The sequence below is a fragment of the Streptomyces yamdrokensis genome, from assembly GCF_053890455.1.
This window is the reverse complement of sequence record NZ_CM132679.1, coordinates 462281-486479: the sequence shown is the minus strand read 5'-3', so window position 1 is coordinate 486479 and position 24199 is coordinate 462281. Positions and strand designations below refer to the sequence as shown.

Annotated in this window: 21 protein-coding genes; 5 read left to right on the top strand and 16 right to left on the bottom strand. The window is 71.9% G+C overall.

All coding sequences use genetic code 11. From position 1 onward, the window contains the following. Nucleotides 1-32: 32 nt before the first annotated feature. On the top strand, nucleotides 33-650 hold the full coding sequence (locus tag ACWZEH_RS01660; protein ID WP_456195160.1) for a LysE/ArgO family amino acid transporter: 618 nt from the start codon (nucleotides 33-35) through the stop codon (nucleotides 648-650). 13 nt (nucleotides 651-663) lie between these two features. On the opposite strand, the gene ACWZEH_RS01655 is transcribed toward ACWZEH_RS01660, so the two are convergent. After that, nucleotides 664-1119 (bottom strand): cyclic nucleotide-binding domain-containing protein, encoded by a 456-nt coding sequence (locus ACWZEH_RS01655; RefSeq protein WP_456195159.1) that lies wholly within the window; start codon nucleotides 1117-1119, stop codon nucleotides 664-666. A 396-nt stretch (nucleotides 1120-1515) separates the two neighbouring features. Between ACWZEH_RS01655 and ACWZEH_RS01650 the strand changes: the two genes are divergently transcribed. The 3 genes from ACWZEH_RS01650 (at nucleotide 1516) to ACWZEH_RS01640 (ending at nucleotide 3530) form a co-directional block, all read left to right on the top strand. Further along, nucleotides 1516-1968, top strand: a complete 453-nt coding sequence (locus ACWZEH_RS01650; RefSeq protein WP_456195158.1) for an ATP-binding protein — start codon at nucleotides 1516-1518, stop codon at nucleotides 1966-1968. Nucleotides 1969-2172: 204 nt separating this feature from the next. Next, nucleotides 2173-3102: a SigB/SigF/SigG family RNA polymerase sigma factor gene (locus ACWZEH_RS01645; protein WP_456195157.1), complete on the top strand. Its 930-nt coding sequence runs from the start codon at nucleotides 2173-2175 to the stop codon at nucleotides 3100-3102. Further along, on the top strand, nucleotides 3099-3530 hold the full coding sequence (locus tag ACWZEH_RS01640) for a hypothetical protein (protein WP_456195156.1): 432 nt from the start codon (nucleotides 3099-3101) through the stop codon (nucleotides 3528-3530). Before ACWZEH_RS01645 ends, ACWZEH_RS01640 begins: the two co-directional genes overlap by 4 nt. Nucleotides 3531-3636: 106 nt before the next feature. Here ACWZEH_RS01640 and ACWZEH_RS01635 read toward each other — a convergent pair whose 3' ends face one another. The 8 genes from ACWZEH_RS01635 to ACWZEH_RS01600 form a co-directional block, all read right to left on the bottom strand. Beyond that, nucleotides 3637-5826 (bottom strand): FUSC family protein, encoded by a 2190-nt coding sequence (locus tag ACWZEH_RS01635; RefSeq protein ID WP_456200018.1) that lies wholly within the window; start codon nucleotides 5824-5826, stop codon nucleotides 3637-3639. 150 nt (nucleotides 5827-5976) lie between these two features. Next, nucleotides 5977-7353 (bottom strand): NAD(P)/FAD-dependent oxidoreductase, encoded by a 1377-nt coding sequence (locus ACWZEH_RS01630; RefSeq protein WP_456195155.1) that lies wholly within the window; start codon nucleotides 7351-7353, stop codon nucleotides 5977-5979. A gap of 285 nt (nucleotides 7354-7638) precedes the next feature. Next, nucleotides 7639-9390 (bottom strand): PP2C family protein-serine/threonine phosphatase, encoded by a 1752-nt coding sequence (locus ACWZEH_RS01625; RefSeq protein ID WP_456195154.1) that lies wholly within the window; start codon nucleotides 9388-9390, stop codon nucleotides 7639-7641. Beyond that, entirely contained in the window at nucleotides 9387-10454 is a 1068-nt protein-coding gene (locus tag ACWZEH_RS01620; RefSeq protein WP_456195153.1) for a SpoIIE family protein phosphatase, read from the bottom strand. Before ACWZEH_RS01620 ends, ACWZEH_RS01625 begins: the two co-directional genes overlap by 4 nt. Beyond that, the gene (locus tag ACWZEH_RS01615; RefSeq protein ID WP_456195152.1) at nucleotides 10454-10894 is read right to left on the bottom strand and encodes an anti-sigma regulatory factor; all 441 of its coding nucleotides are present in this window, start codon (nucleotides 10892-10894) and stop codon (nucleotides 10454-10456) included. The genes ACWZEH_RS01620 and ACWZEH_RS01615 overlap by 1 nt, the downstream gene beginning before the upstream one ends. After that, complete coding sequence (locus tag ACWZEH_RS01610; RefSeq protein ID WP_456195151.1) at nucleotides 10894-11313, bottom strand: STAS domain-containing protein; 420 nt, start codon at nucleotides 11311-11313, stop codon at nucleotides 10894-10896. Before ACWZEH_RS01610 ends, ACWZEH_RS01615 begins: the two co-directional genes overlap by 1 nt. Then, nucleotides 11310-12209, bottom strand: a complete 900-nt coding sequence (locus ACWZEH_RS01605) for an STAS domain-containing protein (protein WP_456195150.1) — start codon at nucleotides 12207-12209, stop codon at nucleotides 11310-11312. Before ACWZEH_RS01605 ends, ACWZEH_RS01610 begins: the two co-directional genes overlap by 4 nt. Nucleotides 12210-12411: 202 nt before the next feature. Beyond that, a complete protein-coding gene (locus ACWZEH_RS01600; protein ID WP_456195149.1) occupies nucleotides 12412-12786 on the bottom strand; it encodes an STAS domain-containing protein in 375 nt (124 codons plus the stop codon). Between the two features lie 264 nt (nucleotides 12787-13050). Here ACWZEH_RS01600 and ACWZEH_RS01595 point away from each other — a divergent pair, with 264 nt between their 5' ends. Then, nucleotides 13051-13455 carry a PRC-barrel domain-containing protein gene (locus tag ACWZEH_RS01595; RefSeq protein ID WP_456195148.1) on the top strand — a complete coding sequence of 135 codons (405 nt, stop codon included), beginning with the start codon at nucleotides 13051-13053 and terminating at the stop codon, nucleotides 13453-13455. Nucleotides 13456-13546: 91 nt separating this feature from the next. On the opposite strand, the gene ACWZEH_RS01590 is transcribed toward ACWZEH_RS01595, so the two are convergent. From ACWZEH_RS01590 to ACWZEH_RS01560, 7 genes are all read right to left on the bottom strand, one after another. Continuing rightward, nucleotides 13547-13981 carry an ATP-binding protein gene (locus ACWZEH_RS01590; protein ID WP_456195147.1) on the bottom strand — a complete coding sequence of 145 codons (435 nt, stop codon included), beginning with the start codon at nucleotides 13979-13981 and terminating at the stop codon, nucleotides 13547-13549. Nucleotides 13982-14131: 150 nt separating this feature from the next. After that, entirely contained in the window at nucleotides 14132-16036 is a 1905-nt protein-coding gene (locus ACWZEH_RS01585; RefSeq protein ID WP_456195146.1) for an AMP-dependent synthetase/ligase, read from the bottom strand. Between the two features lie 338 nt (nucleotides 16037-16374). Beyond that, nucleotides 16375-18600 carry a 1,4-alpha-glucan branching enzyme gene (gene glgB / locus ACWZEH_RS01580; protein WP_456195145.1) on the bottom strand — a complete coding sequence of 742 codons (2226 nt, stop codon included), beginning with the start codon at nucleotides 18598-18600 and terminating at the stop codon, nucleotides 16375-16377. Between the two features lie 4 nt (nucleotides 18601-18604). Next, nucleotides 18605-19963, bottom strand: coding sequence for a maltokinase N-terminal cap-like domain-containing protein (locus ACWZEH_RS01575; RefSeq protein WP_456195144.1), 1359 nt, complete (start codon nucleotides 19961-19963; stop codon nucleotides 18605-18607). A 28-nt stretch (nucleotides 19964-19991) separates the two neighbouring features. Further along, a complete protein-coding gene (gene treS, locus ACWZEH_RS01570) occupies nucleotides 19992-21710 on the bottom strand; it encodes a maltose alpha-D-glucosyltransferase (protein ID WP_456195143.1) in 1719 nt (572 codons plus the stop codon). After that, nucleotides 21707-23704: an alpha-1,4-glucan--maltose-1-phosphate maltosyltransferase gene (locus ACWZEH_RS01565; protein ID WP_456195142.1), complete on the bottom strand. Its 1998-nt coding sequence runs from the start codon at nucleotides 23702-23704 to the stop codon at nucleotides 21707-21709. Before ACWZEH_RS01565 ends, treS begins: the two co-directional genes overlap by 4 nt. A gap of 73 nt (nucleotides 23705-23777) precedes the next feature. Beyond that, nucleotides 23778-24077: a DUF5133 domain-containing protein gene (locus tag ACWZEH_RS01560; RefSeq protein WP_456195141.1), complete on the bottom strand. Its 300-nt coding sequence runs from the start codon at nucleotides 24075-24077 to the stop codon at nucleotides 23778-23780. Nucleotides 24078-24199 lie beyond the last annotated feature (122 nt).

Here is a 24199-nt window from a genome sequence, read left to right as displayed (position 1 = left end):
TGCGCCAGGTCGCGGCCTCTAGCGTCCTCGGCATGACCAGCACCCTGACCACCGCCGCCGCCGGATTCGGCACCGGCCTCTCCCTGATCGTCGCCATCGGTGCCCAGAACGCCTTCGTCCTGCGCCAAGGGGTCCGCCGCGAGGCGGTGCTCGCCGTCGTGGGCATCTGCGCGGTGTCGGACGCGCTGCTCATCGCCCTGGGCGTCGGCGGGGTAGGCGCCCTGGTCGTGGCGTGGCCCGGCGTGCTGACGGCGGTCGGCTGGATCGGCGGCGTGTTCCTGCTCGGTTACGGCGCCCTGGCCGCGCGCCGGGCGGTCAGGCCGGACGGGGCCGGGCTGAAGGCGGAGGGCGAGGCCGTGACCTCACGTCGCCGGGCCGTGCTCGCCTGCCTGGCGATGACCTGGCTCAACCCGCACGTCTACCTCGACACCGTGTTCCTGCTGGGTTCCGTCGCCGCCGACCACGGGCCGCTGCGCTGGACGTTCGGGCTCGGCGCGGTGCTGGCCAGCCTCTGCTGGTTCGCCGTCCTCGGCTTCGGCGCCCGGCTGCTGAGCCGCTTCCTGGCCCGGCCCACCGCCTGGCGGGCCCTGGACGGCCTGGTCGCGGCCACCATGGTCGTCCTCGGCTGCACGCTCATCGCCGGAAGCTGAGACGAGGGCGGCCCTACAGAGCTCCGCGTGTGCGCGTGACCTGCTGGCCCATCAGCCGGCCCCGCGTCGCCTCCAGTCGGTGCGCGAGGATCTCGGCGACGCAGCGCACCAGTGTCAGCCCGAGCGCCGGCTCCTCCTCGCACAACCGCAGGACGGCCGCCGCGTCGAACTCGTAGGCGCGGACCCGGCTGAAGGCCTCGGCTCCGAAGTCCCACTCGTGGGGCGGGAAAAGCCACGACCAGCCCAGCAGGTCGCCCGCGCCCAGCGTGGCGACCGTGACCCGCTGGAGCTCGTTCACCCGCTGATCCAGCGACACCGCCCCGGAGCGGACGACCCAGAAGCGGTCGGCGGTGGTCCCCGCCTCGAAGATGCGGGTGTCCTCGGGGAAGGCCACCTCCCGCGCGAGTGCCATCAGACGCTCCCGCTGCGGCGGGGGCAGGGCGGTCAGGAGTTTGATCGCTTTGGTCATGGGACAGGGCTCCTCGCCGGGCGATCGGTACGGGACCTTTGTCCATTGGAGCCGCTGCGGCCGTCCGGGGCACCTCGACGGTGACGGGCACCGCGTTCCGGGACATTCCGGGACGTGGGAAAGCCCTGGCTGGACGGGGGAAGCCAGCCAGGGCGGTCAAGAGGTGGTCGGGGAGGACGTTCGTCGACTCCGTCGCCACGTATGTATGAACGATAAACCATCACTCCGGGCCCGCGTTCACGATAAGCGGGGTACGTGACCCGTTTCACTCCGGAGTGCGCTTCGGTACGGCCTGGGAGGTTTGCGGGTGCCAGGAGGGGCCAGCCGGAGGGGGGTGAGCCTTTTCGTCGAACAGGGAGCCGAACAATGTGCGAGGAGCGCATCACCTCAGGAGACATGGGGCGCCCCGATGTGGACCCGCCCCACAGGGAACCGCCCGGCGCTGTCCGGACCGCACCCCGGCGCACCTACCGGCCGGCCCAGGTGCGGGAGGCCGTGCAACGGGTGGTGGGCGAACGCTGTCGCTCCACGCGCACCCCGTGCGACGCCGCCGCCCTGTCGGACGCCCTGCTCGTCGCCTCCGAACTCACCACGAACGCGATCCTGCACGGTGGCGGCGTCACCGATGTCCGGGTCGACGTCGTCGACGTCGCCGGACCCGGCGTGGAGGTGTCGGTGAGCGACCGCAGCACGGAACTGCCCGTCGCCCGGGCGACGGCCGACCCGCGGGGGCGCCTCACGCCCGGGGGGCACGGCTGGCCCATCGTCTGCCTGCTGTCCCGCGACATCCGCGTGCGGGACCTGCCCACGGGCGGTAAATGCATCACCGCCCTGGTCCCCCTCACCTGAGCCGTGATCGAGGTTTTTCCACTGATTTGCACAGTGAAGCGGAGTTTGCGCCACCGGTCACCGGGCAGACGGAGGGTCGTGCTTCGGACCGGAGGCGCACCAGCGGGAGAGACATGACTGCTGTGGCACCCGCACCGGACGTCCCCACAGCCGCCGTCCCGCGGTAGACCGCCCATGACACCAACTGTTCGGGAGCGAAACCGCATGCTCATCGACTCGTCCACCGACCGCCCCGGCACCCCCGTCCCCGCGACCGCCACCCCCGCCCCTTCCCCCGGTGGGGAAGGGACCGCCACGACGTCCACGACCGTCATCCCCGACGCGGCCACCCCCACGGCCGCGGGCGGTCGCAGGCGGCACGACGACACCCCCGACACCACCGCCCTGTTCAGCCGGCTGGCCTCCCTGGAGGAGGGCCCCGAACGGGACGCCGTCCGCGACGAACTCGTCACCGCGTGGCTCCCCATGGCCCACCGCATCGCCGGCCGCTTCCGCGACCGCGGCGAGTCCGTCGAGGACCTGCGCCAGGTGGCCGCTCTGGGTCTGGTGAAGGCGGTGGACCGCTTCGATCCGGACCGCGGAGCCTTCGAGAGCTACGCCGTCCCGACCATCACCGGCGAGGTCAAACGGCACTTCCGGGACCGGATGTGGGCCCTGCGGGTGCCCCGCCGGGTACAGGAACTGCGGAACAAGGTACGGATCGCCCGGCGGGACCTCACCCAGACGCCCGGCAGCCCCGAACCCACTCCTGCGGACCTCGCCCGGCACACGGGACTGAGCGAGGAGGAGGTCGCGGCCGGACTGGAGGCGCTGGAGAGCTTCAGCACGCTGTCGCTGGACGCGGAGATGTCGCCCGACGACGACGGCTACAGCCTGGCCGACACCCTGGGCGCCTCGGACGCCTCCTACGACATCGTGGTCGACCGGGAGTCCGCCAAGGAGGGCCTGCGCCGCCTGCCGGAACGCGAGCGCACCATCCTGTACATGCGCTTCTTCGAGGACATGACACAGAGCCGCATAGCCGACCAGCTGGGGATCTCCCAGATGCACGTCTCCCGGCTGATCAGCCGAAGCTGCGCCCGGGTGCGTGCCGACGCCATGGGCGGCCGCATGAGGGGAACACGGAGCCGATGAGTGAATCCGAGATTCCGCCGGACGACGGCCGGCCCGTGGACGTCTACCTCGACCTCCTGAGCATCCGGATGGACACCGAGGACTACCGTCTGCTGCTTCGCTTGGTGGAGCCGGTGCTCCGGGCGATCGAGGAGCACCGGCTGTCCGGTCTCGACCTCGCCCTGGACGGCGGTGACGAGGAACTTCCCCAGGAGGTCCGTGACGAGGCCGCCCTCGTCATCGCCACGGCCGTCACCGGCCGCATGGACAACGAGGTGGTCGAGCTGGAGGTCGACGAGAGCGGGCCGGTCAGGGTGGTCACCGACGCGACGACCGCCGCCGACCCGTCACGCCTCGACGAGATCGCCGACTACATCAGGCAACGCCACCGGCAGAACGACGAACTGCGCGGCATCGCCGAAGTCAGTGGCCTCCCCACCGACTTCTGAAGCCCGGGGCCCACCGGTTTCCGGCCCCGCGCCCCGCGCCCCGCCGCCCGGGGCCCGCTGACCGCGGCGTCCGGACGTACCCTCTCCGTAGTCCGGGCACACCGCTTCACCGCGGGCGGTCCCCCGCCAGCGGGACGTCCAGTGGGCGGGCGAGACCCACCACCGCCTCGTCCAGCCGCTCCAGGTGCCGCAGGACGCGGCCGGTGATCCGCCCGTAGCGCGACGCGCCGTCGCCGTCGGAACCGCCCAGCAGCGAGGCGAAGCTCGGCCCCGTCTCGATCCCCGCCTGCGTGTCCTCGCCCGCGACCCGGGCCGCGATCGTCGCGATGTTGCGCACGGTGCGCGCCGTCGCCCCGCGCAGCCGGGGGTCCGCCGCGATCGAGGGATGCGTCGGCAGCAGCTCGGCCGTCGCCGCCAGCGAGCGCGCGTGGTACGCGCAGGTCTCCAGGAGCGCTACGACGTACCGCGCGGTGTCGCGCCGGCCCCGCAGCGGAGTGACCGGATGGGTGAGCGGCTTGGTCGCGGCGCGCAGCTCGCCCAGCGCCTTGTCCAGCTCCCGCGCCCGGTCCAGCAGATCGGCGGCCGACCCGCCGCTGAGCTGGTCGACGGCGGCCTCGGTGACCTCGGTGAGCCGGTCCAGCACGGTGCCCAGCAGCTCGTTCGTCCGCCGGTCCGTACGCACCGGCAGCACCAGGAACGCGGCGAACACCCCGCAGGCCGCGCCCAGCGCGGTCTCGGCCACGCGCAGGACCAGCACCTCCCAGCTGTAGGTGTGCAACAGCGTGTACAGCAGCCCCACCATCGCGGTCACGAAGAACGACGTCAGCGTGTACGAGAGCGGTGCCGTGTACGCCATCGCGAAGATCAGCACCAGGATCAGGGCGAACGCCGGCCAGGTGTGCCCGCCCACCAGCCCCGCCAGCGTGATGCCGGCGACGACGCCGAGTACCGTCCCCAGCAGCCGCCGGTAGCCCTTGACCAGGATCTCGCCCGTCGACTCGGTGTTGATGAAGACGAGCCAGCAGGTCAGGACCGCCCATTGCCAGCCCTGGGAGGACAGCAGCGTACCGCCGGCGATGGCCAGCGACGAGCCCACGGCGACCTGGACGGCGGCCCGGGTGGTGGGCCGCCGCAGCCCCTTGTCCTCCTCGGCCGGCTCGTCCTCCTCACCGGCGTCGATCGCGGCGTCCTCGGCGTCCAGCTCCTCCCGGGAGCGGGCCGCCGCGGGGGTGTCGTCCGACTCGTCCTGCGGGCCGTCCAGAGCGATCCGCAGGCCCATCACCGCACGGGACGCCTCGCCGATGGCCCGGAACACGTCCTGGAGAGCCGGGGAGCAGGCCGGGAGGTTCTCCTCGTCCCGGTAGGCGAGCAGCCGGTTGCGCACGTGGGCGATCGACGTCCCCTCCACCCCGGGCCCGGCGTGCAGGACCTGGGTGCGCAGGGAGAGCAGATCGCGGCGCAACGCCACGGTGGCCTCGTCCGGTGCCTCCGTCCGGCCGGCCTCGGGGGCGGGCGCGCCCGGCAGGTGCAGGGTCAGCGTATTGTCCGCGCGTTCCGCGCTGCGGGCGGTCAGCAGCAGCAGGCCCAGCCGCTCCGCGGCGATCTCGGCGTCCGCGATCCGGCGCTGCACCAGCCGTGCCGACGACGCGTCGGGGGTGCCCCGCTCCAGCCGTGTCTGGATCATCAGGGCCGTCTCGTGCAGCCGGGCGGTGCCCGCGCGGACGTCCGCCAGGGCCTTGTCGACCTCGCCCCCCTCGGCGTCGAGCAGCGCCAGCTGCGCCGTCACGAGCTGCGCCAGCCGGGCCCGGAAGGCCTCACGCAGACGCGCGAGAAGTCCGGCCGGGACCACGGGAACGACGGCGAACCGTATGACGGCACTGCACCCGAACGCGACGGCCAGCGCCGCCCAGATCCCCGGCAGTCCGTCGGGGGACGCGCCGACGAACAGGGAGGCGAAGTAGACCTGGAAGCCGATCAGCCCGAGCGCGGTGCCGCGGTCGCCGAATCTGCGGGCGTACACCGCGCAGTAGATGAGGACGACGAAGAAGATGTCCCCGGCGGCGGCCCGCTCGCTCAGCACCGCGGCCAGCGACATGGACACGAGTGCCACGGGCAGACCGAGGGCGAGCGTGACGGCCTGAGCTCCGCGTTGCTTCTCCCGGATGGCGAAGGTGGCGACCATCGCGGTCATCGCCCCCGCCACCAGCTGGGTGACACCTGCCCCCGTCAGGGCGAGCACGGCCAGCGTCAGCGCGAGGGAGCCCACCGTCCGCAGCCCGGCCGTCATCCGCAGCATCCCGGGATCGGACGCCGCCAGGCGGTCCCGCAGCCACGTCCGTACCGACCGCTCCGCCGCCGCCTTCACGCCGCCGCACACTCCCCGTCGCTCGCGTTGATCAGGATGCAAGCATGACACGTGCCACCATGGACCCACCGGGGGGCCGGGTCACCGCACGGGCAGGCCCGCCTCCTCGACGTGCGCCCGCACCTGCTCCGGAGTCAGATAGGCATCCGTGTACTCGAAGTCCCGCAGCTTGGCGGGACGGCGGGCCTGGAAGCCGGTCCGCACGAAATCGTCGCCTGCGATCGAGTTCAGCAGCCAGTTGGTCATGACCCTCGTTTTGGCGACGTTGGTGCGCAGCGCCGACCAGTGGTACCCGCGGGCCGCCACCTGGGCGGGCAGGCCCCGCAGCTCCACACCGAGCGGCCTGGAGACGGCGTCGGTACCACCGAGGTCCACGACCAGCCCGAGGTCCCTGTGGTGGTACGGCTGAAGCGGCCGGCCGGTGAGCGTCGCGATGATGTTGTCGGCGACCTGCCTGCCCTGACGCAGGGCGTGCTGTGCGGTCGGCGGGCACACCGCCCCCTCCACGTCTTTGGCATGATCGGGCACCGCCGCGGCGTCACCGAGGGCGAACACCCCGTCCTCGCCCGGCAGGCACATGTCCGCGGTGACCGCGAGCCGTCCGCGGACGGTCTCGGCGCCGAGCGTGGCGATCAGCGGGCTGGCGACCACGCCGGCCGTCCAGATGAGGGTGCGGGTGGGGATCACCCGGCCGTCGGTGAAGGTGACCTCCTCCGGTCCCGCCTTCGCGACGGAGACGCCGAGCGAGATCTCGATGCCGCGCCGGGTGAGGATCTCCTGAGCGCTGCGCCCGAGCTTCTCGCCCAGTTCGGGCATGAGCTTCGGAGCGATGTCGATCAGATGCCACTTGATCAGCCCCGGGTCCAGCCGTGGGTAGCGCTTGACGGCCGCATGGGTCAGACGCTGCAGGCAGGCGGCGGTCTCGGTGTCCGCGTAGCCGCCGCCGACCACCACGAACTGCAGCCGCGAGGCACGCTCGGCCGGATCGTCGCTCGCGTCGGCGAGGTCGAGCTGGGCGATGACGTGGTCGCGGATGTAGGCGGCCTCGGCCAGTGTCTTCATGCCGAACGCGTGGTCCGTCAGCCCCGGGATGTCGAAGGTACGGGTGACACTGCCGGGAGCCAGCACGATGTAGTCGTACGCCTCGTCGACGATCCGGCCGGTGATGCTGCGGATGACGCAGACCTTGGCCTTCAGATCCACGCCGATGGCTCCGCCGGGGATGATCCGGGTGCGGTACTTCGCGCTGCGGCGCAGCGACACGGCGACCGACTGCGGGGTCAGCACACCGGAGGCGACCTGGGGGAGCAGCGGCAGGTAGAGCTGGTAGGAAAGCGGCGTCACCAGGGTGATCTCGGCATCGCCGGGGGAGAGTTTCCGCTCCAGTCGACGGACGCACTCCACTCCGGCGAAGCCTGCGCCCACCACCAGGATCCTGGGTCGTGTCACGGTGTTCATCCCTTTCTGCGGCTCCACACGGTCTGCCTCGAGCCCACGGGTCTGTTCGGACGTCGACGCCCCTTCACCTGCCCGTGGATCGCTGCCTTGCACCTTCCTGATCGCGGAGCTGCGCGATCGCGGCACATCGCGGTTCACCGGGGCACGCCGTGTCCGGACACGGACCCGGAACGCGCACGTGTTCAGCACCACGATGCCCGCACCGGCGCCGGAGCGCACCGGGAGACCCGTGCCGGCCGGCGGTCGGCTCTCACCGGGCGACGGGCGGTGAGAGCCGACGGGCGATCAGCGGTGCAGGTGGCAGAGCAGCAGACAGACGTCGTCGTCGCGCTCGGAATCGCTGAGAAGAGGGTTCAGGAGGCGGTCCGCCGCGCCCTCCAGATCCGTGTCGAACTCCGTGGGGCAGAACGAGCCGAGCCCGTCCGCGAGCCGTCCGATGCCCGAATCGATGCCCTCGGCCCGCCGCTCGACCAGCCCGTCCGTGTAGAGCGCCAGCGTCGATCCCGGTGCCACCTGCTCGGTGTGGTCGGCGATCTCCTGCTCCAGCGGGATGCCGAGCATCGCCCCCGGCCTGGCGTCCAGCGTGCGGACCCGCCCGTCGGGCAGCCGCAGCACCGGCGGCGGGTGCCCCGCGGCGGCCCACGTGAGCGTGGCCTCGTCCGGGTGGAACCGGGCGATGACCGCCGTGGCGTACAGATGCGGCCGGAGCTGGTGCAGGAAGCCGTGCAGTCGGGTCAGCAGCCTGCCGGGGCTGCCGCCGTCGACGGCGTAGGCGCGCAGCGCGGTACGCAACTGGCTCATCGTCACCGCCGCGTGCAGCCCGTGCCCGGTCACGTCGCCGATGACCGTGATCAGACTCCCGTCCGGCCGGTGGAAGGCGTCGTACCAGTCGCCGCCGATGTTCATGCCGTGGGTGGCCGGCAGATACCGGGCGGCCAGGCTCATCCCCGGAGTCGTGGGCAGATCGGTGAGCAGGGCGAGCTGCAGCGTCTCGGCGATGTCCCGGTTGTGCTCGAAGCGGCGGGCGTTGTCGATGGCGATGGCGGCCCGACGCGCGAGTTCGAGCAGCATCACCGCGTCGTCCGGATCCCAGCGCTCACCGGGCGACGACAGGGTGAGCACACCCAGCGGCGCCTGGCGCGTCAGCAGCGGCACGCACAGCAGCGGCCGGCCGGGATCGAGCATCGAGGGCGGCCGGTCGTCCACACCGCGCAGCCCGCCGGGACGGTCGGCGGCGTACTGCGGCCGCCCGGTACGGGCCGCGCGCACGGCCGCGGCCGGGCGGGGCGGAGGCCGGTGCCGGCCGTCGTCCTCGTCGAACAGCCACAGGTCGACCCTGGCGGCGTACCGCGGCACCAGCAGTTCGGGCAGCCGGCGCAGGATCTCGCCGTGGTTCAGCGAGGTGTTCAGCACCGCGCTGGCGTCCGCCAGGAAGGTCAGCCTGCGGCGGGCGTTCTCCGCCTCGTTGCGTGCCCGGCGCTCGGCGGCGAACGCCTCCCGCTGGGCGCGCCCCGCCGCGTCCAGCTCGGCGTGCAGGGCCAGGACGCCCTGGTTCGTCTGGTGCAGCTCCTCCCGGTGGAAGGCGACCAGTGCCTCCTGCTCGGCGAGCCGGTCGAGCACCAGGGCGGTGTCCTCGTCGGCGTTCAGCAGCGCCTGGGACAGGACCGCCGGATCGGCGTCGGGCATCGTGTCGCTGTCGCTGTCGCTGTCGCTGTCGCTGTCGCTGTCGGCGCGCGGCCGGTGCACCGGGGGAAAGGGGATCGTCGTCTCCCACGGCGCCCACCCGGGGACGGACGTGCCCGCCGGGGGCGCCAGGACGACGCGCAGCGCATCGCCGCCGTCCTTCGTGCCGTGCACGTCGAGGGTGAGCCGCCAGGTGCCGCCCTCGGCGAGGCACTGCCGCAGCCGGACGGTGAGCGCGGCGGCGAGCCGGGCCCGCTCGAGGGCCGGTACCCCGTGGCGGGCGGCGAGCCGCGCGAGAGCGGTACGCGTGCGGGCCGCCTCGGTCACGCTGCCGATCTGCCATGTGTTCGTCATGGGCGGTCCGGTGGAGCGGAGGTCAGTACGGCCACCGCGGTGTCGTCCCGCACCGGGCGGGCGGCGCTGCCCGCGTCGCGGATCGTCAGGGCGGCCGTCACGGCGGGATCGGCCGCCGCCGTACCCGGGTCCGACGGCGGGGTCCAGCGGCTGGGGAGACCGTCGGTGTGCAGGAACAGCACGCTCCCGGCGGACCACTCGAGATCGTCCTCGCGCACGGTGCCGGGCCGGTGGGCCCCGACGATGCCGGGCCGCGAGAGCAGGGCCCGCCACCGGTCGCCCTCGCGCAGCCGGGCCCCGATGTTGCCGATCCCGGCGAACCGCAGCCGCCCGCTCCGGGCGTCGAGCTGGGCCACCGCGACGGCCGCGCCCCGGGTCGCGCCCAGCTCCTCATGCAGCAGTCGGAGCGTCTCGGCGGGGCCGAGATGGGGCCGGCCGCGCACCGCGTCCACCGCGGCGGTCGAGGCGCGTGCCGCTTCGAAGCCGTGGCCCAGGCCGTCGGCCAGCATCAGGGTGTGCCGGTCCCCGGACCTGACCCACACCCAGGCGTCCCCCGAGTGATCGGCCCCGGCGTAGGGGACGTTGACTCCGCCCGCACGGATCACGGACACCCCGTCACCGCCGTCACCGCCGGGAGCCGACGAGGTGCCTCTTCCGACACGGGCCACCGCCACCGTGCCCCGGCCGAGGACGCTGTGCAGGCCGAAGTCGTCCGAGAGCCGCCGACAGGTGCCGAGGCCCGCGCCCAGTGAGCGGGTCGTGCTGAATCCGTCCCGCAGCGCGCTCTCCACATCGGCGATCCCGGGCCCGTGGTCGATCGCCGCGATCTGCACGGCCCGCGTCGGCCCGCCCTCGCCCAGCACGGGCGGATCCACGACGTCGACGAGCACCTCGCCGTCCCGCGCGTGCTTGAGCAGGTTGGTGGCCAGCTCCGTCGCCACCAGTGACACGGCCTCGGCGCCCCGCTGGCCGAGACCGGCCAGGGCCGCCGCCTCCTCGGCGGCGACCCGGACGTCCCGTACCCGGGTGGAGTCCCGCACCGGCACGTCCCAGACGCGCGGCATCAGATCTCCTCCCGTACGTGGGGCGGCCGGTTCACCCAGGAGGTCACCCGTACGACGGTCCCCGACCCCACCGTGCTCTCGACTTCGAAGTCGTGCACCAGGCGCCGTGCGCCGCCCAGCCCCATTCCCAGCCCGTCGCCGGAGGTGAAGCCGTCCCTGAGCGCCCGGTCGAGGTCGGGAATGCCCGGCCCGGAGTCGCTGAACGTCAGCCTCAGCCCGCTGCCGAACCCCGCGGTCACCGGGAAGGCGTCCATCTGTCCGCCGCCGCCGTGCACCAGGGTGTTGCGCGCCAGCTCGCTGGCCGCGGTGACCAGCTTCGTCTGGTCCACCAGCCCGAAGCCGAGCCGGGCGGCGGCCTGCCGCACATGCTGGCGCACCCACACCAGGTCCATGTCCGACCGGATGGGCAGGCAGGCCTCGACCCCCGAGGCGGTGGGCATCACGCGCGCTCCCGGCGCGCACCGCCCGCACGGGTCGGCACGACGGGCTGCTCGAGCAGTGCCATCGCCGCCTGGGTGTCGAGCGCGGTACGCAGTCCCGGCAGCGTCAGCCCCAGCTCCACCAGGGTGATGGCGACCGCCGGCCGCATTCCGGCCACGACGGTCCGCGCGGCCAGCAGTGACGACTGCGCCGCGATCTCGGCGAGCACCCGCCCGAGGAAGGAGTCGACGATCTCCACGCCGGAGATGTCGATCACCACCCCCGTGACCCCGCTGGCCGTGATGGTCTGCGACAGATCCTGCTGGAGCTGCTGGGCCGTGGTGTCGAGCAGGTCGCCCTGGAGAGTCACCAGAAGCACGTTGCCGAGCCTCAGCACCGGCACATGTCCCGCGACCGGGCGGGAGAACGCCTCGCTCACCGGCGGCCCGCACTTCCGGCCGCCGTATTCACGACGTCGACCCCCAGCTCGTGCAGGCAGTAGCCCAGCGCGTCGGCGAGGCTCGCCCGGGTGAGTACGGAACCGAGGTCGAGACCCAGGTGGACCATGGTCTGCGCGATCGCCGGACGGATACCGGAGACGACGCACTCCGCGCCCATCAACCGGGCCGCCGCGACCGTCTTCATCAGATGCTGCGCCACCAGCGAGTCGACCGTCGGCACTCCGGTGATGTCGAGGATCGCGAACCGCGCGTGCTGGTCGACCACCGAGTTGAGCAGGGTCTCCATCACGACCTCGCTGCGGGCGCTGTCGAGCGTTCCGATCAGCGGGACCGCGACGATCCCGTCCCACAGCCTGATGACCGGCGTCGCCACCTCCAGCAACTGCAGGCGCTGCCGGTCCATCAGGGCCTGCCCCTCGCTCAGCGCGGTCTGCATGGACACCACGCGCAGAGTGCCCATGAGCGTGCTCAGCTCGGCCGTGCACGCCCGCAGCTCCTCGGCCGGGGCCTGCTCCAGGTCGGCGGCGAGCAGGCTGTCGACCGGCGGCCACAGCGCGGCCAGTTCGTTCGACACCTGTGTGGCGGACAGCCCCGCACGGGCGCGGGCCGCGCTCATCCGCGCCAACTGCTCCCGCACACCGGTGAATCCGGCGGCGTCCGAGTCCTCGGTCCGCTGCGCGTCGGCGACCTGGGCCAGGGCGTCGACAACCGCCTTGCCCGCCTCGACCGCCTCATCGCGCGAGTGGGTGAAAACCGTACGGAACAGGGGTTCGTCCGCCCACCGCTGGGCGATCTGCTCCCGCCTGCGCCGCAGGAAGTCCCTGACCTCGAGCGTCGGCGTTCCCAGCGGTCCGCCCGCTTCGCGCTCAGGCACCTGTGTCTCCTCGTTGTCGTTGTCCCCCGGGCCCGTGCCGGGCCCCGAAACCGTGCCGAGCCCCGGCCGGACGAGTACTCTAACGACGCTCCGGACCGGTGCGGCAGCCCCTGCGAGGGCGGCGAGGAGGTCCGGTCCGGCGTACGGTGTGCCGGACCGGACCTCCTCGACCCGGCTCAGGACCCGGGACGTCGGGACGGTGTTACGTCCTGTGCGCGCTGTCGACCCGCTCCAGTGCCTCCTCGGTGCTCTGGGACACCGGAACCGTGATGCTCACGCCGGTCAGGTCGAGGACGCGGCGCACCGCGGGCACGGGGGAGATGATGTGCACGCTCCCCGGCAGTTCCCGGGCCTCCTGGTAGACGCGCAGGACGATGTTCATCCCGGACGAGTCCATGAAGGGGACCGCTGACAGGTCCAGCAGGAAGTGCCGGCGTCCGTGATGCAACTGGTTGGCCAGGTGATGCTGGAACTCGGTCGCGGTGTCGGCGTCCAGGTCGCCCTGCACTGTGAACAGGGCGACATCCTCCCGGACCACGGACACCTCCACGGACAACGGGTTCGGGGCCATGGACAACACATACCTCCCAATCGAGCCGACGGCCGGGTCCGGCCGCACGCGCAGCCGCCTACCCCGGGATCCTTGTTCCATGCCGGGGTCTCCCGCACCGGTCCGGGAGACGACGCCCTCACATCACGCCCGGCTCGGTGCGGGTTTTGTGTCTTCGCCGGCCGAATGCGCCCGCTCCAGGCGGGTAGTTGGCTGCTGTGGAGCGGGCGGGGCCGAAAGAGCGGCCCCGCCCGCTCCGAGATCATCATCACAGTGGAGGCAAGGAGCAGCGTGCCCATGGACAGCATCTGGTCATACGCGCCGGAGCTGGGTCCTGCCCAGGGGCAGGATCCGGACCTCACGGGATACACCGTCGTCGCGAGCGACGGCAGCACCATCGGCCATGTGGACCGGCAGGCCGACCATCACGCCATGCGGCACATGGTCGTCGACACCGGCGTCTGGGTGTTCGGCCGGAGTCTCCTCGTACCGGTCGGCGTCGTCGCCGCCGTCGACTCCGGCGAGCGCAAGATCACCGTGTCCTGCACCAGGCCCGAGGTGAAGGCCGCGCCCCGGTTCAGGACCGACAGCGAGACCATGGATCCGGGCTATCTCACAACGGTCGGTGACTACTACTGGGCGCTGACCCGGCCCGGGCCCCCGCCTGAGCACGCTCCCGGCGCCCCGGCCGGATGACCGGTGCCCGGTGATTTCCGCACCGGGCGCCGGCCGGCCCACCTCACGGAGCCCGGCCGGCCCGGCGCAGAAGTCACCGGGCACGTGGCCGTCACCAGGGCAGGAACACATGAATGTCCTTGCCGCCCGCGGTGCCGACCACGCTGACCTGATCGCACAGCGTGTGGATCAGATGCCAGCCGATCCCGCCCCCGCCGTGGCTCGGTTTGAAGGGCCGGGGCGTGGGCTCGGTCGTGCTCGTGTCGTGCATCACCACGTGCACCCCGTCGAACGTCCTGCGCAGCCGCATCCCGAACGGTCCCGGCGCGTACTGGACCGCGTTGGCTGCGAGTTCCGTGACCACCAGAAGTATGTCGTCCCAGTGCTCCGGGGCCGTCGGCGGGGAGACGCGGGCCAGCTCGAGGAGAAACTCCTCCGCCACCAGGCGTGCGTCGGTGACGTCGTGCAGCTCCCCGGGGAAGCCGGCGACGCGTTCCGTGATCTCCTCTGCGGCCAATGGCCTGTCCCTGTGCGGCTCGGATGCCATGTTGCCTTCCCTGCCCCGGCTTCCACGGGCCAGTCGTTCATGTGGGTTCCGTTCCTTCTTCCTCCTGGTCTGTGGGTTCCCGGGCCGCCGGACCCTACGCGCCCGTATCCGCGGGTGAGCGAGGGGTGACGGGCAGGCCACCCCGGGCGGTCAGCGGAAGACGTTGTCCGAGTCGTCCCAGACCGACGGTTCCTCCGGCACCGGCTCCCGCTCCGGACGCGAACGGGAGTGGTACATCGCGTCGATCTCCAGCGCGTACCGCTGCACGATCTCGTCCCGGCGCAGCTTCATCGACGGCGTCAGCAGGCCGTTGGTCACGTCGAACGGCTCCGGCAGCACCCGGAACACCCGGATCGACTCCGGACGCGACACACTGCTGTTCGCCGCGGCGACCGCCCGCGCGACCTCCTCACGCAACGCGTTCTCCTCCCGGGCCTCCCGCGTCGCGGCGTCGCCCGGCAGTGCCAGCGCCGCCCGCCAGTGCGCCAGGAAGTCCGGGTCCAGCGTGATCAGCGCCCCCACACAGGGCCGGTCGTCCCCCACCACGACGGCCTGGTGGACGAGCGGGTGCATCCGCAGCCGCTGCTCCAGGGCCGACGGCGCGACACTCTTGCCGCTGCTGGTGATGATGATGTCCTTCTTGCGGCCGGTGATCGTCAGATAACCCTCCGGGTCCACCCGGCCGATGTCCCCCGTGGCCAGCCAGCCACCGGCCAGCGCGGTCAGGGTGGCGGCCTCGTCGCCCACATATCCCTGGAACACCGACGGCCCGCGCACCAGGATCTCCCCGTCGTCGGCGACCCGGATCTCGCTGCCCGGCAGCGCCAGCCCGACGGTGCCGGACTTCTCCCGGCCGAGCGGCTGCATCGTCACACCGCCGCCGGTCTCGGTGAGCCCGTAGCCGTCGTGGACGTAGATGCCGATGCCCTCGTAGAAGAGGGACAGGTCGCGGCTGAGCGTCGAGCCGCCCGAGGTGGCCCTGCGTACCCGGCCGCCCAGCGCGGCCCGCAGCCTGCGGTACACCGTCCGCTCGTACAGGGCGTGCTGGAGCCGCAGGTCGAAGCCGGGCCCCGGGCCCCGGCCCAGCCGCTGCCGCTCCACGGCGGCGGCGAAGTCGCGCGCCGTGTCGGCGGCCCGTTCGAACAGGGCGCCTCGACCCGCCTGCTGGGAGGCGCGCAGGAAGTTCTTGTAGATCTTCTCCAGCAGGGAGGGGACCGCGTACAGATAGGTGGGCCGCAGGGTGCGCAGCGCCGAGGACAGGGCCTCCGAGCCGAGATCGGGCTCGTGCCCCATCAGCAGGCCGCCGCGTACGCACAGGCCCTGGATCATCAGTCCGTACACATGGGAGAACGGCAGGAAGGCGAGGACCACGGCCTGCTCACCCGGCTCCGCCGCCGTGTGGGCCCAGCCCTCCAGCAGGACGTCGCACGGGGCGGCCAGGTTGCGGTGGCTCAGCGCGCATCCCCTCGCCTGCCCCGACGTACCGGACGTGTAGGCGATCACGGCCGTGGAGTCCGGCAGCACGATCCGGCGCAGCGAGTCCACCGTGGCCGGCGGTATGTACTCGCCGCGCGCCACCAACTGCTCCAGCGCACCCGAGTCCAGCTGCCAGACGTGCCGCAGCCGCGGCAGCGCGGCGCACACGGAGCCGACGGTCATCACGCCCTGCTCGTCCTCGACCACCACGGCCACGCAGCCGGAGTCCCTGAGGATCCACTCGACCTGCTCCCGCGACGAGGTCGGATAGATGGGGACGACCTCCGCGCCCACGGTCCACAGCGCGTAGCACAGGACCGTCCACTCGTAACGGGTCCGCGCCATGATCGCCACCCGGTGGCCCGGGGACAGCCCGGAGGCGACCAGTCCTTTGGCCAGGTCGACGACCTGGTCGCGGAACTCCAGCGCGGTGACCTCCTCCCAGGACGCGGAGGCCGGGTCGGCGCGACGGGCGAGCATCGGCAGATTCGGGCTCTCGGCCGCCGTCTCGAAGAGACTGTCCGCGAGGCCGCCCGTCAGGGGTGAGGCGGCCTGCGGAGCGAGAGCGAGGTCGCGCATGCACTGCTCCTGACATGTACGGGCTGTGACTCGGCCGACGAGCAGAGTCATCGGCGGTGCCTGAATCTAGCCGAGCCCGGGCGTTCCGGGGCCGGATCGCCGGAACTGTGGCCGCACTGATGATCACATCGTCCCGGTGGCCCGGCCCTGCCCGCACATTCCGCCCGTATTCCCCGCCCGCGCCTTTCCTTCCAGCGTTCCGCCCGTACGCCCCGTACGCCCCGTACGCCCCGTACGCCCCGTACGCCCCGTACGCCCCGTACCCGTGTCGGCCGCCGTCCGGGCGCGGGTACGGGGCCAAGGGGTCCTTGCACTATGAGCGGGCGGGCCGCCGGGCCTCACAGGTCGTGCGGCACCAGCCACACCGTCGCGAGGGGCGGAAGGGTGATGCCGACGCTGCCGTCCTCGGGCTTGACCGGGTCCGGGTTGGTGACGTCACCGCCGCCGTACCGGGCCGCGTCCGTGTTGAGGACCTCCCGCCAGGCGATCACGTCGTCGGAGACCCCGAGCCTGTAGTCGTGCCGGACGACGGGGGAGAAGTTCGACACCGAGAGCAGCGGACGGTCCCCGGTGTCGTACCGCAGGAACGCGAACACGTTGTCCTCGGCCGCGTCCACCGCCACCCAGCGGAACCCGCCCGGATCGGTGTCCCGTTGCCACAGCGCGTCCGTCTCCCGGTAGCGGGCGTTGAGATCGCGCACCAGGTCCTGCACACCGCGGTGGTCGCCCGCGGAGTGGTACGCGTCGTCCAGCAGCCACCACTCCGGGCCCTGCTCCTGGGACCACTCGGCGCCCTGTGCGAACTCCTGCCCCATGAAAAGCAGCTGCTTGCCGGGGTGGGCCCACATGAAGCCGAGGTAGGCCCGGGTGTTCGCCCGCCGCTGCCACCAGTCGCCGGGCATCTTCGAGACCAGTGACCGCTTGCCGTGCACGACCTCGTCGTGCGAGATCGGCAGCACGTAGTTCTCGCTGTAGGCGTACACCATCGAGAACGTCATCCCGTGGTGGTGGTACCTGCGGTGCACCGGCTCGTGGCTCATGTACTCCAGCGAGTCGTGCATCCAGCCCATGTTCCACTTCAGGCCGAACCCCAGGCCGCCGGTGTCGGTGGGCCGGGTCACCCCGCCCCACGCGGTCGACTCCTCCGCGATCGTCACCACACCCGGACACCGCCGGTACACGGTCGCGTTCATCTCCTGGAGGAACGTCATCGCCGCCAGGTCCTCCCGGCCACCGTGCGCGTTGGGCTCCCACTGGCCGGGCTCGCGCGAGTAGTCCAGGTAGAGCATCGAGGCGACGGCGTCCACGCGCAGCCCGTCGATGTGGAACTCCTGACACCAGTAAACGGCGTTGGCGACCAGGAAGTTGCGCACCTCGGTCCGGGCGAGGTCGAACGTGTACGTCCCCCAGTCCGGGTGCTCCGCCCGCCGGGAGTCCCCCGGCTCGTACAGCGGGTCCCCGTCGAACCGGGCCAGCGCCCAGTCGTCCTTCGGGAAGTGCGCCGGCACCCAGTCCATGATCACACCGATACCGGCCCGGTGCAGGGCGTCGACCAGGTACTTGAAGTCGTCCGGGGTGCCGAGGCGGGCCGTGGGCGCGTAGAAACCGGTGACCTGATAGCCCCAGGACGGGCCGTAGGGATGCTCGGCGACCGGCATCAGCTCGACATGGGTGAAGCCGAGGTCCTGGACATAGGCCGGCAGCACCTCGGCGAGCCCGCGATACGTCAGCCCCGGCCGCCAGGAGGGCAGATGGACCTCGTACACCGAGAACGGCGCCTCGTGCGGGGGCACGTGAGCACGGCGCTTCATCCACGCCGCGTCGTCCCACGTGTAGTGCGGGGCCGTCACGACCGACGCGGTGTTCGGCGGTTCCTCCGCGAGGCGCGCCATCGGGTCGGCCTTGAGCATCCGACGGCCGTACCGGGAATGCACCTCGAACTTGTAGCGGGCGCCCTCTTCGATCCCCGGCAGGAACAGTTCCCACACGCCGGACGAGCCGAGCGAGCGCATCGGGAACGCCGTGCCGTCCCAGCAGGTGAAGTCGCCGGCGACCCGGACGCCCCGCGCGTTCGGTGCCCATACGGTGAAGCGGGTGCCGGTGACGCCCTGGTGGGTCATGGGGTGTGCGCCGAGCGCCGTCCACAGCTCCTCGTGCCGCCCCTCGCCGATCAGGTGCAGATCGAGTTCGCCGAGCGAGGGCAGCATCCGGTACGGATCGTGCACCTCGACGGCGTCCTCGTCGCCGTACGCCACCGCCAGCGTGTACGCGGGGACCGCGTCCAGCGGCAGCACCCCGGAGAAGAGACCGTCTCCCTCCGAGGTGAGCGGGGTGTGCCGGCCGCCGGTGACCACACTCACCGTGCGCGCGAACGGCCGCAGCGCCCGGAAGGCGATCCCGCCCGGCACCCGGTGGGCGCCGAGCAACGCGTGCGGATCGTGGTGGGCGCCCGCCAGCAGGCGCCCGCGGTCGTCGGGATCGAGGGCAGGGGCGGTTCCGGGTGTCTTCGGGGCGGACGGGACGGACCCGGCCGACTCGGACAGCGGGGTGTCATGCAGGGCCACGGCTTCAGTCTCCTCTCACGGCGAGGCGCTCGATCGCCGCCATGGGTACGGGCAGCCAGTCGGGTCGGTGCCGGGCCTCGTACAGCACCTCGTACACGGCCCGGTCCGTCTCGTAGGCGCGGAGCAGGCCGTGCTTCTTGCGCGGGTCCCAGCCGGCGCGGGCCGCGTAGCCCGCGCAGTAGGCCTCGCGACAGCGGCGCGCCCACTCCGGGCGCCAGGGGCGGCGCTGGCGGGCGGCGTAGTCGAACGAGCGCAGCATCCCGGCGATGTCCCGCAGGGGGGAGTGGGCGCTGCGCCGTTCGGAGAGCGGCCGGGACGGCTCGCCCTCGAAGTCGATGACGAACCAGTCACGTCCGGCCCGCAGCACCTGCCCGAGGTGCAGGTCGCCGTGGACGCGCTGGGCGAGCGGCCCGGGATCACAGGTCGCGAACGCGGCGAAGGCCGCCTTCAGACCGGGCACGTACGGCTGGAGCACGGGTACGGAGTGCGCGGCGGCCGTCAGACGCTCGGTCATCCCCTCCGACGTCAGCCTGCTCTCCCCGGGCCTGCCGACGGGAAACGCCGAGGCGAGCGCCAGGTGCACATCCGCCGTGGCCCGGCCGAGGGCGTGCGACTGCGCGGTGAAGTCGTCACCGGCGGCCAGCGCCTCCAGGGCCAGCGTCCAGCCGTCGGAGGCATCGCGCAGGAACGGCTGGAGTACACCCAGCGTCGCCTTGAACGGGTGCGTGGTGCGCAGCCAGGCCACCGGAGCGGGCACCCGGTGACACCCCTGCCGGGCCAGCGCGCCCGGCACCTCCAGATCCGGGTTGATCCCGGGCTGGATCCGCCGGAAGAGCTTCAGGATGAACTCGTCGCCGTACACCAGGGAGGAGTTGGACTGCTCGGCGTCCAGCAGCCGCGGCACCAGCCCGGCCGGCACCCGCTGGGCAGCGTCGCCCTCGAACCGCAGCGGGCCCACCACTTGGGGGCGCCGCAGCCGTTCCAGCAGCAGCTGTGCCGACCGCGGGTCGTGGAGCGCGTCGTGGACCGTGCGCCCGGCCAGCGGCCCGCCCTGCACCCTGCCGATGACCGCCCGGCCCAGGCGCGGTGACGGGTGCTCCCGTACGCCGAGGAGGAGTTGATAGCAGTCACCGGCCCAGGGCGTGTTCCCGGGGGAGGGCACGCCGCCGTGGCCGGCGTGGACCAGCAGATGGAGACAGCCCGGGAACAGCTCCGTCATCGACAGCACATGGAGGTCGGTGACGGGCCGGTCCTTGCCGGCGAACCAGCGCTGCTCCGGCAGCCACTCGCGCAGCAGTCCGGCGAACGACTCCGTGGGTCCGGCGGTCGCGCTTCGCGGGCGCAGGAATGCGGTCTTCGTCATGTGGACGCCTCCTCTCGTCGGCGCACGGTCACAGTCGGCGGCCGGTGCGGGATGCGGCTCGGGCGAGCCGGAACCAGTAGAAGCCGTGGCCTCCGAGGGCGAGCAGGTACGGCAGTTCGCCGATGGCGGGGAAGCGCACCCCGCCGAACAGTTCGACCGGGTGGCGGCCCTCGAAGGCGCTCAGGTCGAGTTCGGTGGGCTGGGCGAAGCGGGAGAAGTTGTTGACGCAGAGCACCAGGTCGTCCTCGTGTTCCCGGAGGAAGGCGAGGACGGCGGGGTTGGAGGAGGGGAGTTCGGTGTAGGTGCCGAGACCGAAGGCGGGGTTCTGCTTGCGGATTTCGATCATCCGGCGGGTCCAGTGCAGCAGCGAGGACGGCGAGGCCATGGACGCCTCGACGTTGGTGACCTGGTAGCCGTATACCGGGTCCATGATCGTGGGCAGGAACAGCCGTCCGGGGTCGGAGGAGGAGAAGCCGGCGTTGCGGTCGGGGGTCCACTGCATGGGGGTGCGGACGGCGTCGCGGTCGCCGAGCCAGATGTTGTCGCCCATGGCGATCTCGTCGCCGTAGTAGAGGATCGGCGAGCCGGGCAGGGACAGCAGCAGGGCGTTGAAGAGTTCGATCTGGTTGCGGTCGTTGTCCAGGAGCGGGGCGAGGCGGCGGCGGATGCCGATGTTGGCGCGCATGCGGGGGTCCTTGGCGTACTCGGCCCACATGTAGTCGCGTTCCTCGTCGGTGACCATTTCCAGGGTCAGCTCGTCGTGGTTGCGCAGGAAGATGCCCCACTGGCAGCCCGAGGGGATGGCGGGGGTCTTGGCGAGGATCTCGGAGACGGGGTGGCGGGACTCGCGGCGTACGGCCATGAAGATGCGGGGCATGACCGGGAAGTGGAAGGCCATGTGGCATTCGTCGCCGCCGACGGCGTAGTCGCCGAAGTAGTCGACCACGTCCTCCGGCCACTGGTTCGCCTCCGCCAGCAGCACGGTGTCCGGATACTGCGCGTCGATCTCCTTGCGCACCCGCCTGAGGAAGGCGTGCGAGGCGGGCAGGTTCTCGCAGTTGGTGCCCTCGGCCGCGTACAGATACGGCACGGCGTCCAGCCGGAAGCCGTCGATGCCCAGGTCGAGCCAGAAGCGCAGGGCTGCCAGGATCTCCTCCTGCACGCGCGGGTTCTCGTAGTTGAGGTCCGGCTGGTGCGAGAAGAACCGATGGAAGTAGTACTGCCGGCGGACCGTGTCGTACGTCCAGTTGGAGGCCTCGGTGTCGACGAAGATGATCCGCGCGTCCGGATAACCCTTGTCGTCGTCCGCCCAGACGTAGAAGTCGCCGTAGGGGCCGTCCGGGTCCGTGCGGGACTCCTGGAACCACTGGTGCTGGTCGCTGGTGTGGTTCATGACGAAGTCGATGATCACGCGCATGCCCCGCTGGTGGGCGGCGTCCGCGAACTCCACGAAGTCGGCGAGGTCGCCGAAGTCGGGCAGGACGGCGGTGTAGTCGGCGACGTCGTAACCGCCGTCACGCAGCGGCGACTTGAAGAAGGGGGGCAGCCAGAGGCAGTCGACGCCGAGCCACTGCAGGTAGTCGAGCCTGGCGGTCAGTCCCTTCAGGTCGCCGATGCCGTCGCCGTCGCTGTCCTGGAAGGAGCGGACCAGGACCTCGTAGAAGACGGCTCGTTTGAACCAGTCCGGGTCGCGGTCCCTGACCGGAGTGTCCTCGAAGGTGTCCAGCACTGGTTCGTTGACAGTCATGACGCTCCTGACCCTCCGGTTCGCTGTGCGGCGCGCGGTCGCTGGACGTGCAGGACGTGCGCGGGAGCCCGCCCCGGCTCCAGGCGTACGTAGTTGGCCCTGCCCCAGTGATGGGTCTCGCCGGTGAGCTCGTCGCGCACCGGCACCGACTCGTGCCAGTCCAGGCCGAGTTGCGGCATGTCCAACGAGACCGTGGCCTCCTGGGTGTGGTGGGGGTCGAGATTGACGACCACCAGCACGGCATCCGGCCCGCTGCGTTTGCTGTATGCGATGACCGCGTCGTTGTCGGTGTGGTGGAAGCGGAGGTTTCGCAGCGCTCGCAGCGAGGGGTGCTGTCGCCGGATGGTGTTGAGGCGGGTGATGAGGGGGGTGATGGTGCGGCCCGTCTGTTCGGCGGTGTCCCAGTCGCGGGGGGTGAGCTGGTACTTCTCGGAGTGGAGGTACTCCTCGCTGCCGTCGTGCAGGGGGGTGTTCTCGCAGAGTTCGTAGCCGCTGTAGATGCCCCAGGTGGGGGAGAGGGTGGCGGCGAGGACGGCGCGGGCCTCGAAGGCGGGCCGGCCGCCGTGCTGGAGGTAGGCGTGCAGGATGTCGGGGGTGTTGGCGAAGAGGTTGGGCCGCATGTAGGAGGCGGTGTCCTGCGAGAGTTCGGTGAGGTGGTCGGTCAGTTCCTGTTTGGTGGTGCGCCAGGTGAAGTAGGTGTAGGACTGCTGGAAGCCGACGGCGGCGAGGGTGCGCATCATCGCGGGGCGGGTGAAGGCCTCGGCCAGGAAGATGACGTCGGGGTCGGTGCGGTTGACGTCGGCGATGACGCGTTCCCAGAACACCACCGGTTTGGTGTGCGGGTTGTCGACGCGGAAGATCCGCACCCCCGCTGCCATCCAGTGGCGCAGGACGCGGCAGGTCTCGGTGACCAGGCCGTCCATGTCCGCGTCGAAGGCGAGCGGGTAGATGTCCTGGTACTTCTTCGGCGGGTTCTCCGCGTGGGCGATGGTGTTGTCGGGGCGGTGGTGGAACCACTGGGGGTGTTTGTGGACCCAGGGGTGGTCGGGGGAGCACTGGAGGGCGAAGTCCAGGGCGATCTCCAGGTCGTGGCGGGCGGCCTGCCCGACGAACCAGGTGAAGTCCTCCAGGGTGCCCAGTCGGGGGTGGACGGCGTCGTGGCCGCCCTCGGGGGAGCCGATGGCCCAGGGGACGCCGACGTCGTGGGGGCCGGCGTGGAGGGTGTTGTCGGGGCCCTTGCGGAAGGTGGTGCCGATGGGGTGGATCGGGGGGAGGTAGACGACGTCGAAGCCCATCGCGGCGATCGCGGGCAGCCGGCGGGCGGCGGTGCGGAAGGTGCCGTGCGGTTCGTCCGCGGTGCCCTCGGAGCGGGGGAAGAACTCGTACCAGGAGCCGAACAGGGCGCGCTCGCGCTCCACCAGCAGCGGCAGTGGCTCACTGCCGGTGACCAGCTCCCGCAGCGGGTACCGGGCCAGCACCGCGTCCACCCCCGGCGTCAACCCCGCCGCCAGCCGGGTGCCGCTGGGCAGGGAGTCGTTCCGGAGCGTCTTCGCCGCCGCGAGTACGACGGAGCGGCCGTCGTCCTTGGGTACCCCGGCGGCGGCCCGCTCGAACAGGTCGCCGCCCTCCTCCAGCACCAGACCCGTGTCGATCCCCGCGGGTACCTTGATCCGCGCGTGGCGCCGCCAGGTGGTGACCGGATCTCCCCATGCCTCGACGCGGTAGGTCCACCGGCCCGCCGCGTCCAGGGTGATCTCCGCGCCCCACCGGTCGCTGCCCGGTGCCAGTTCACGCATCGGCGTGAACGGGCCCGGCAGGCCCTCGGGGTCGGTCAGGACGACATTGGCGGCCACCGCGTCGTGCCCCTCACGGAACACGGTCGCCGACACCTCGAACGACTCCCCGACGACCGCCTTCGCCGGCCGTCTGCCGCATTCGACGGCCGGCCGGACATCCCGCACGGGGATGCGTCCGATGGCCCTGGTCGCCTTCATGGGTCTGTACCTCCGCCGGGCTCGACGCCGGGCCGAGCCCGGTCGTGGGACGAAATGGAGGCGGGAAGGTCCCTTACCTTCCCGCCGGGGACCGCCGCTCGACCGTCGGCGGATCCCACCTGACCGCGGTGGCCGGGCGGGGCCGGTCGTTGTGTTCCCGCAGGTAAGCGGCGGGACTGGTGCGCAGGTACCGGTCGGCGGCGTCGGCCGCCTCCCGCGCGCAGCGCTTGCCCATCAGCACACAGAGGGTGTAGCCCGAGTCCTCGAACGTCGTCCGTACCGTGCGGTCGGTGGGGGCGGCGAGCATCACGCGTTCCCAGGCCCGGTAGCGACGCAACTGCCGGGCGACTTCGGCTCTGGCGGGTAGCAGCATGGCGCCGTTCACCTTTCCGTGGCTCGTCGGGGGAGACGTTTCTTCCGGCGGTCGGGCGGCGGCCGTGCGAGTGGGGGCACGGTCCCGCGACGGCGGTCGAGGGTTCTTCACACATGGTGCAT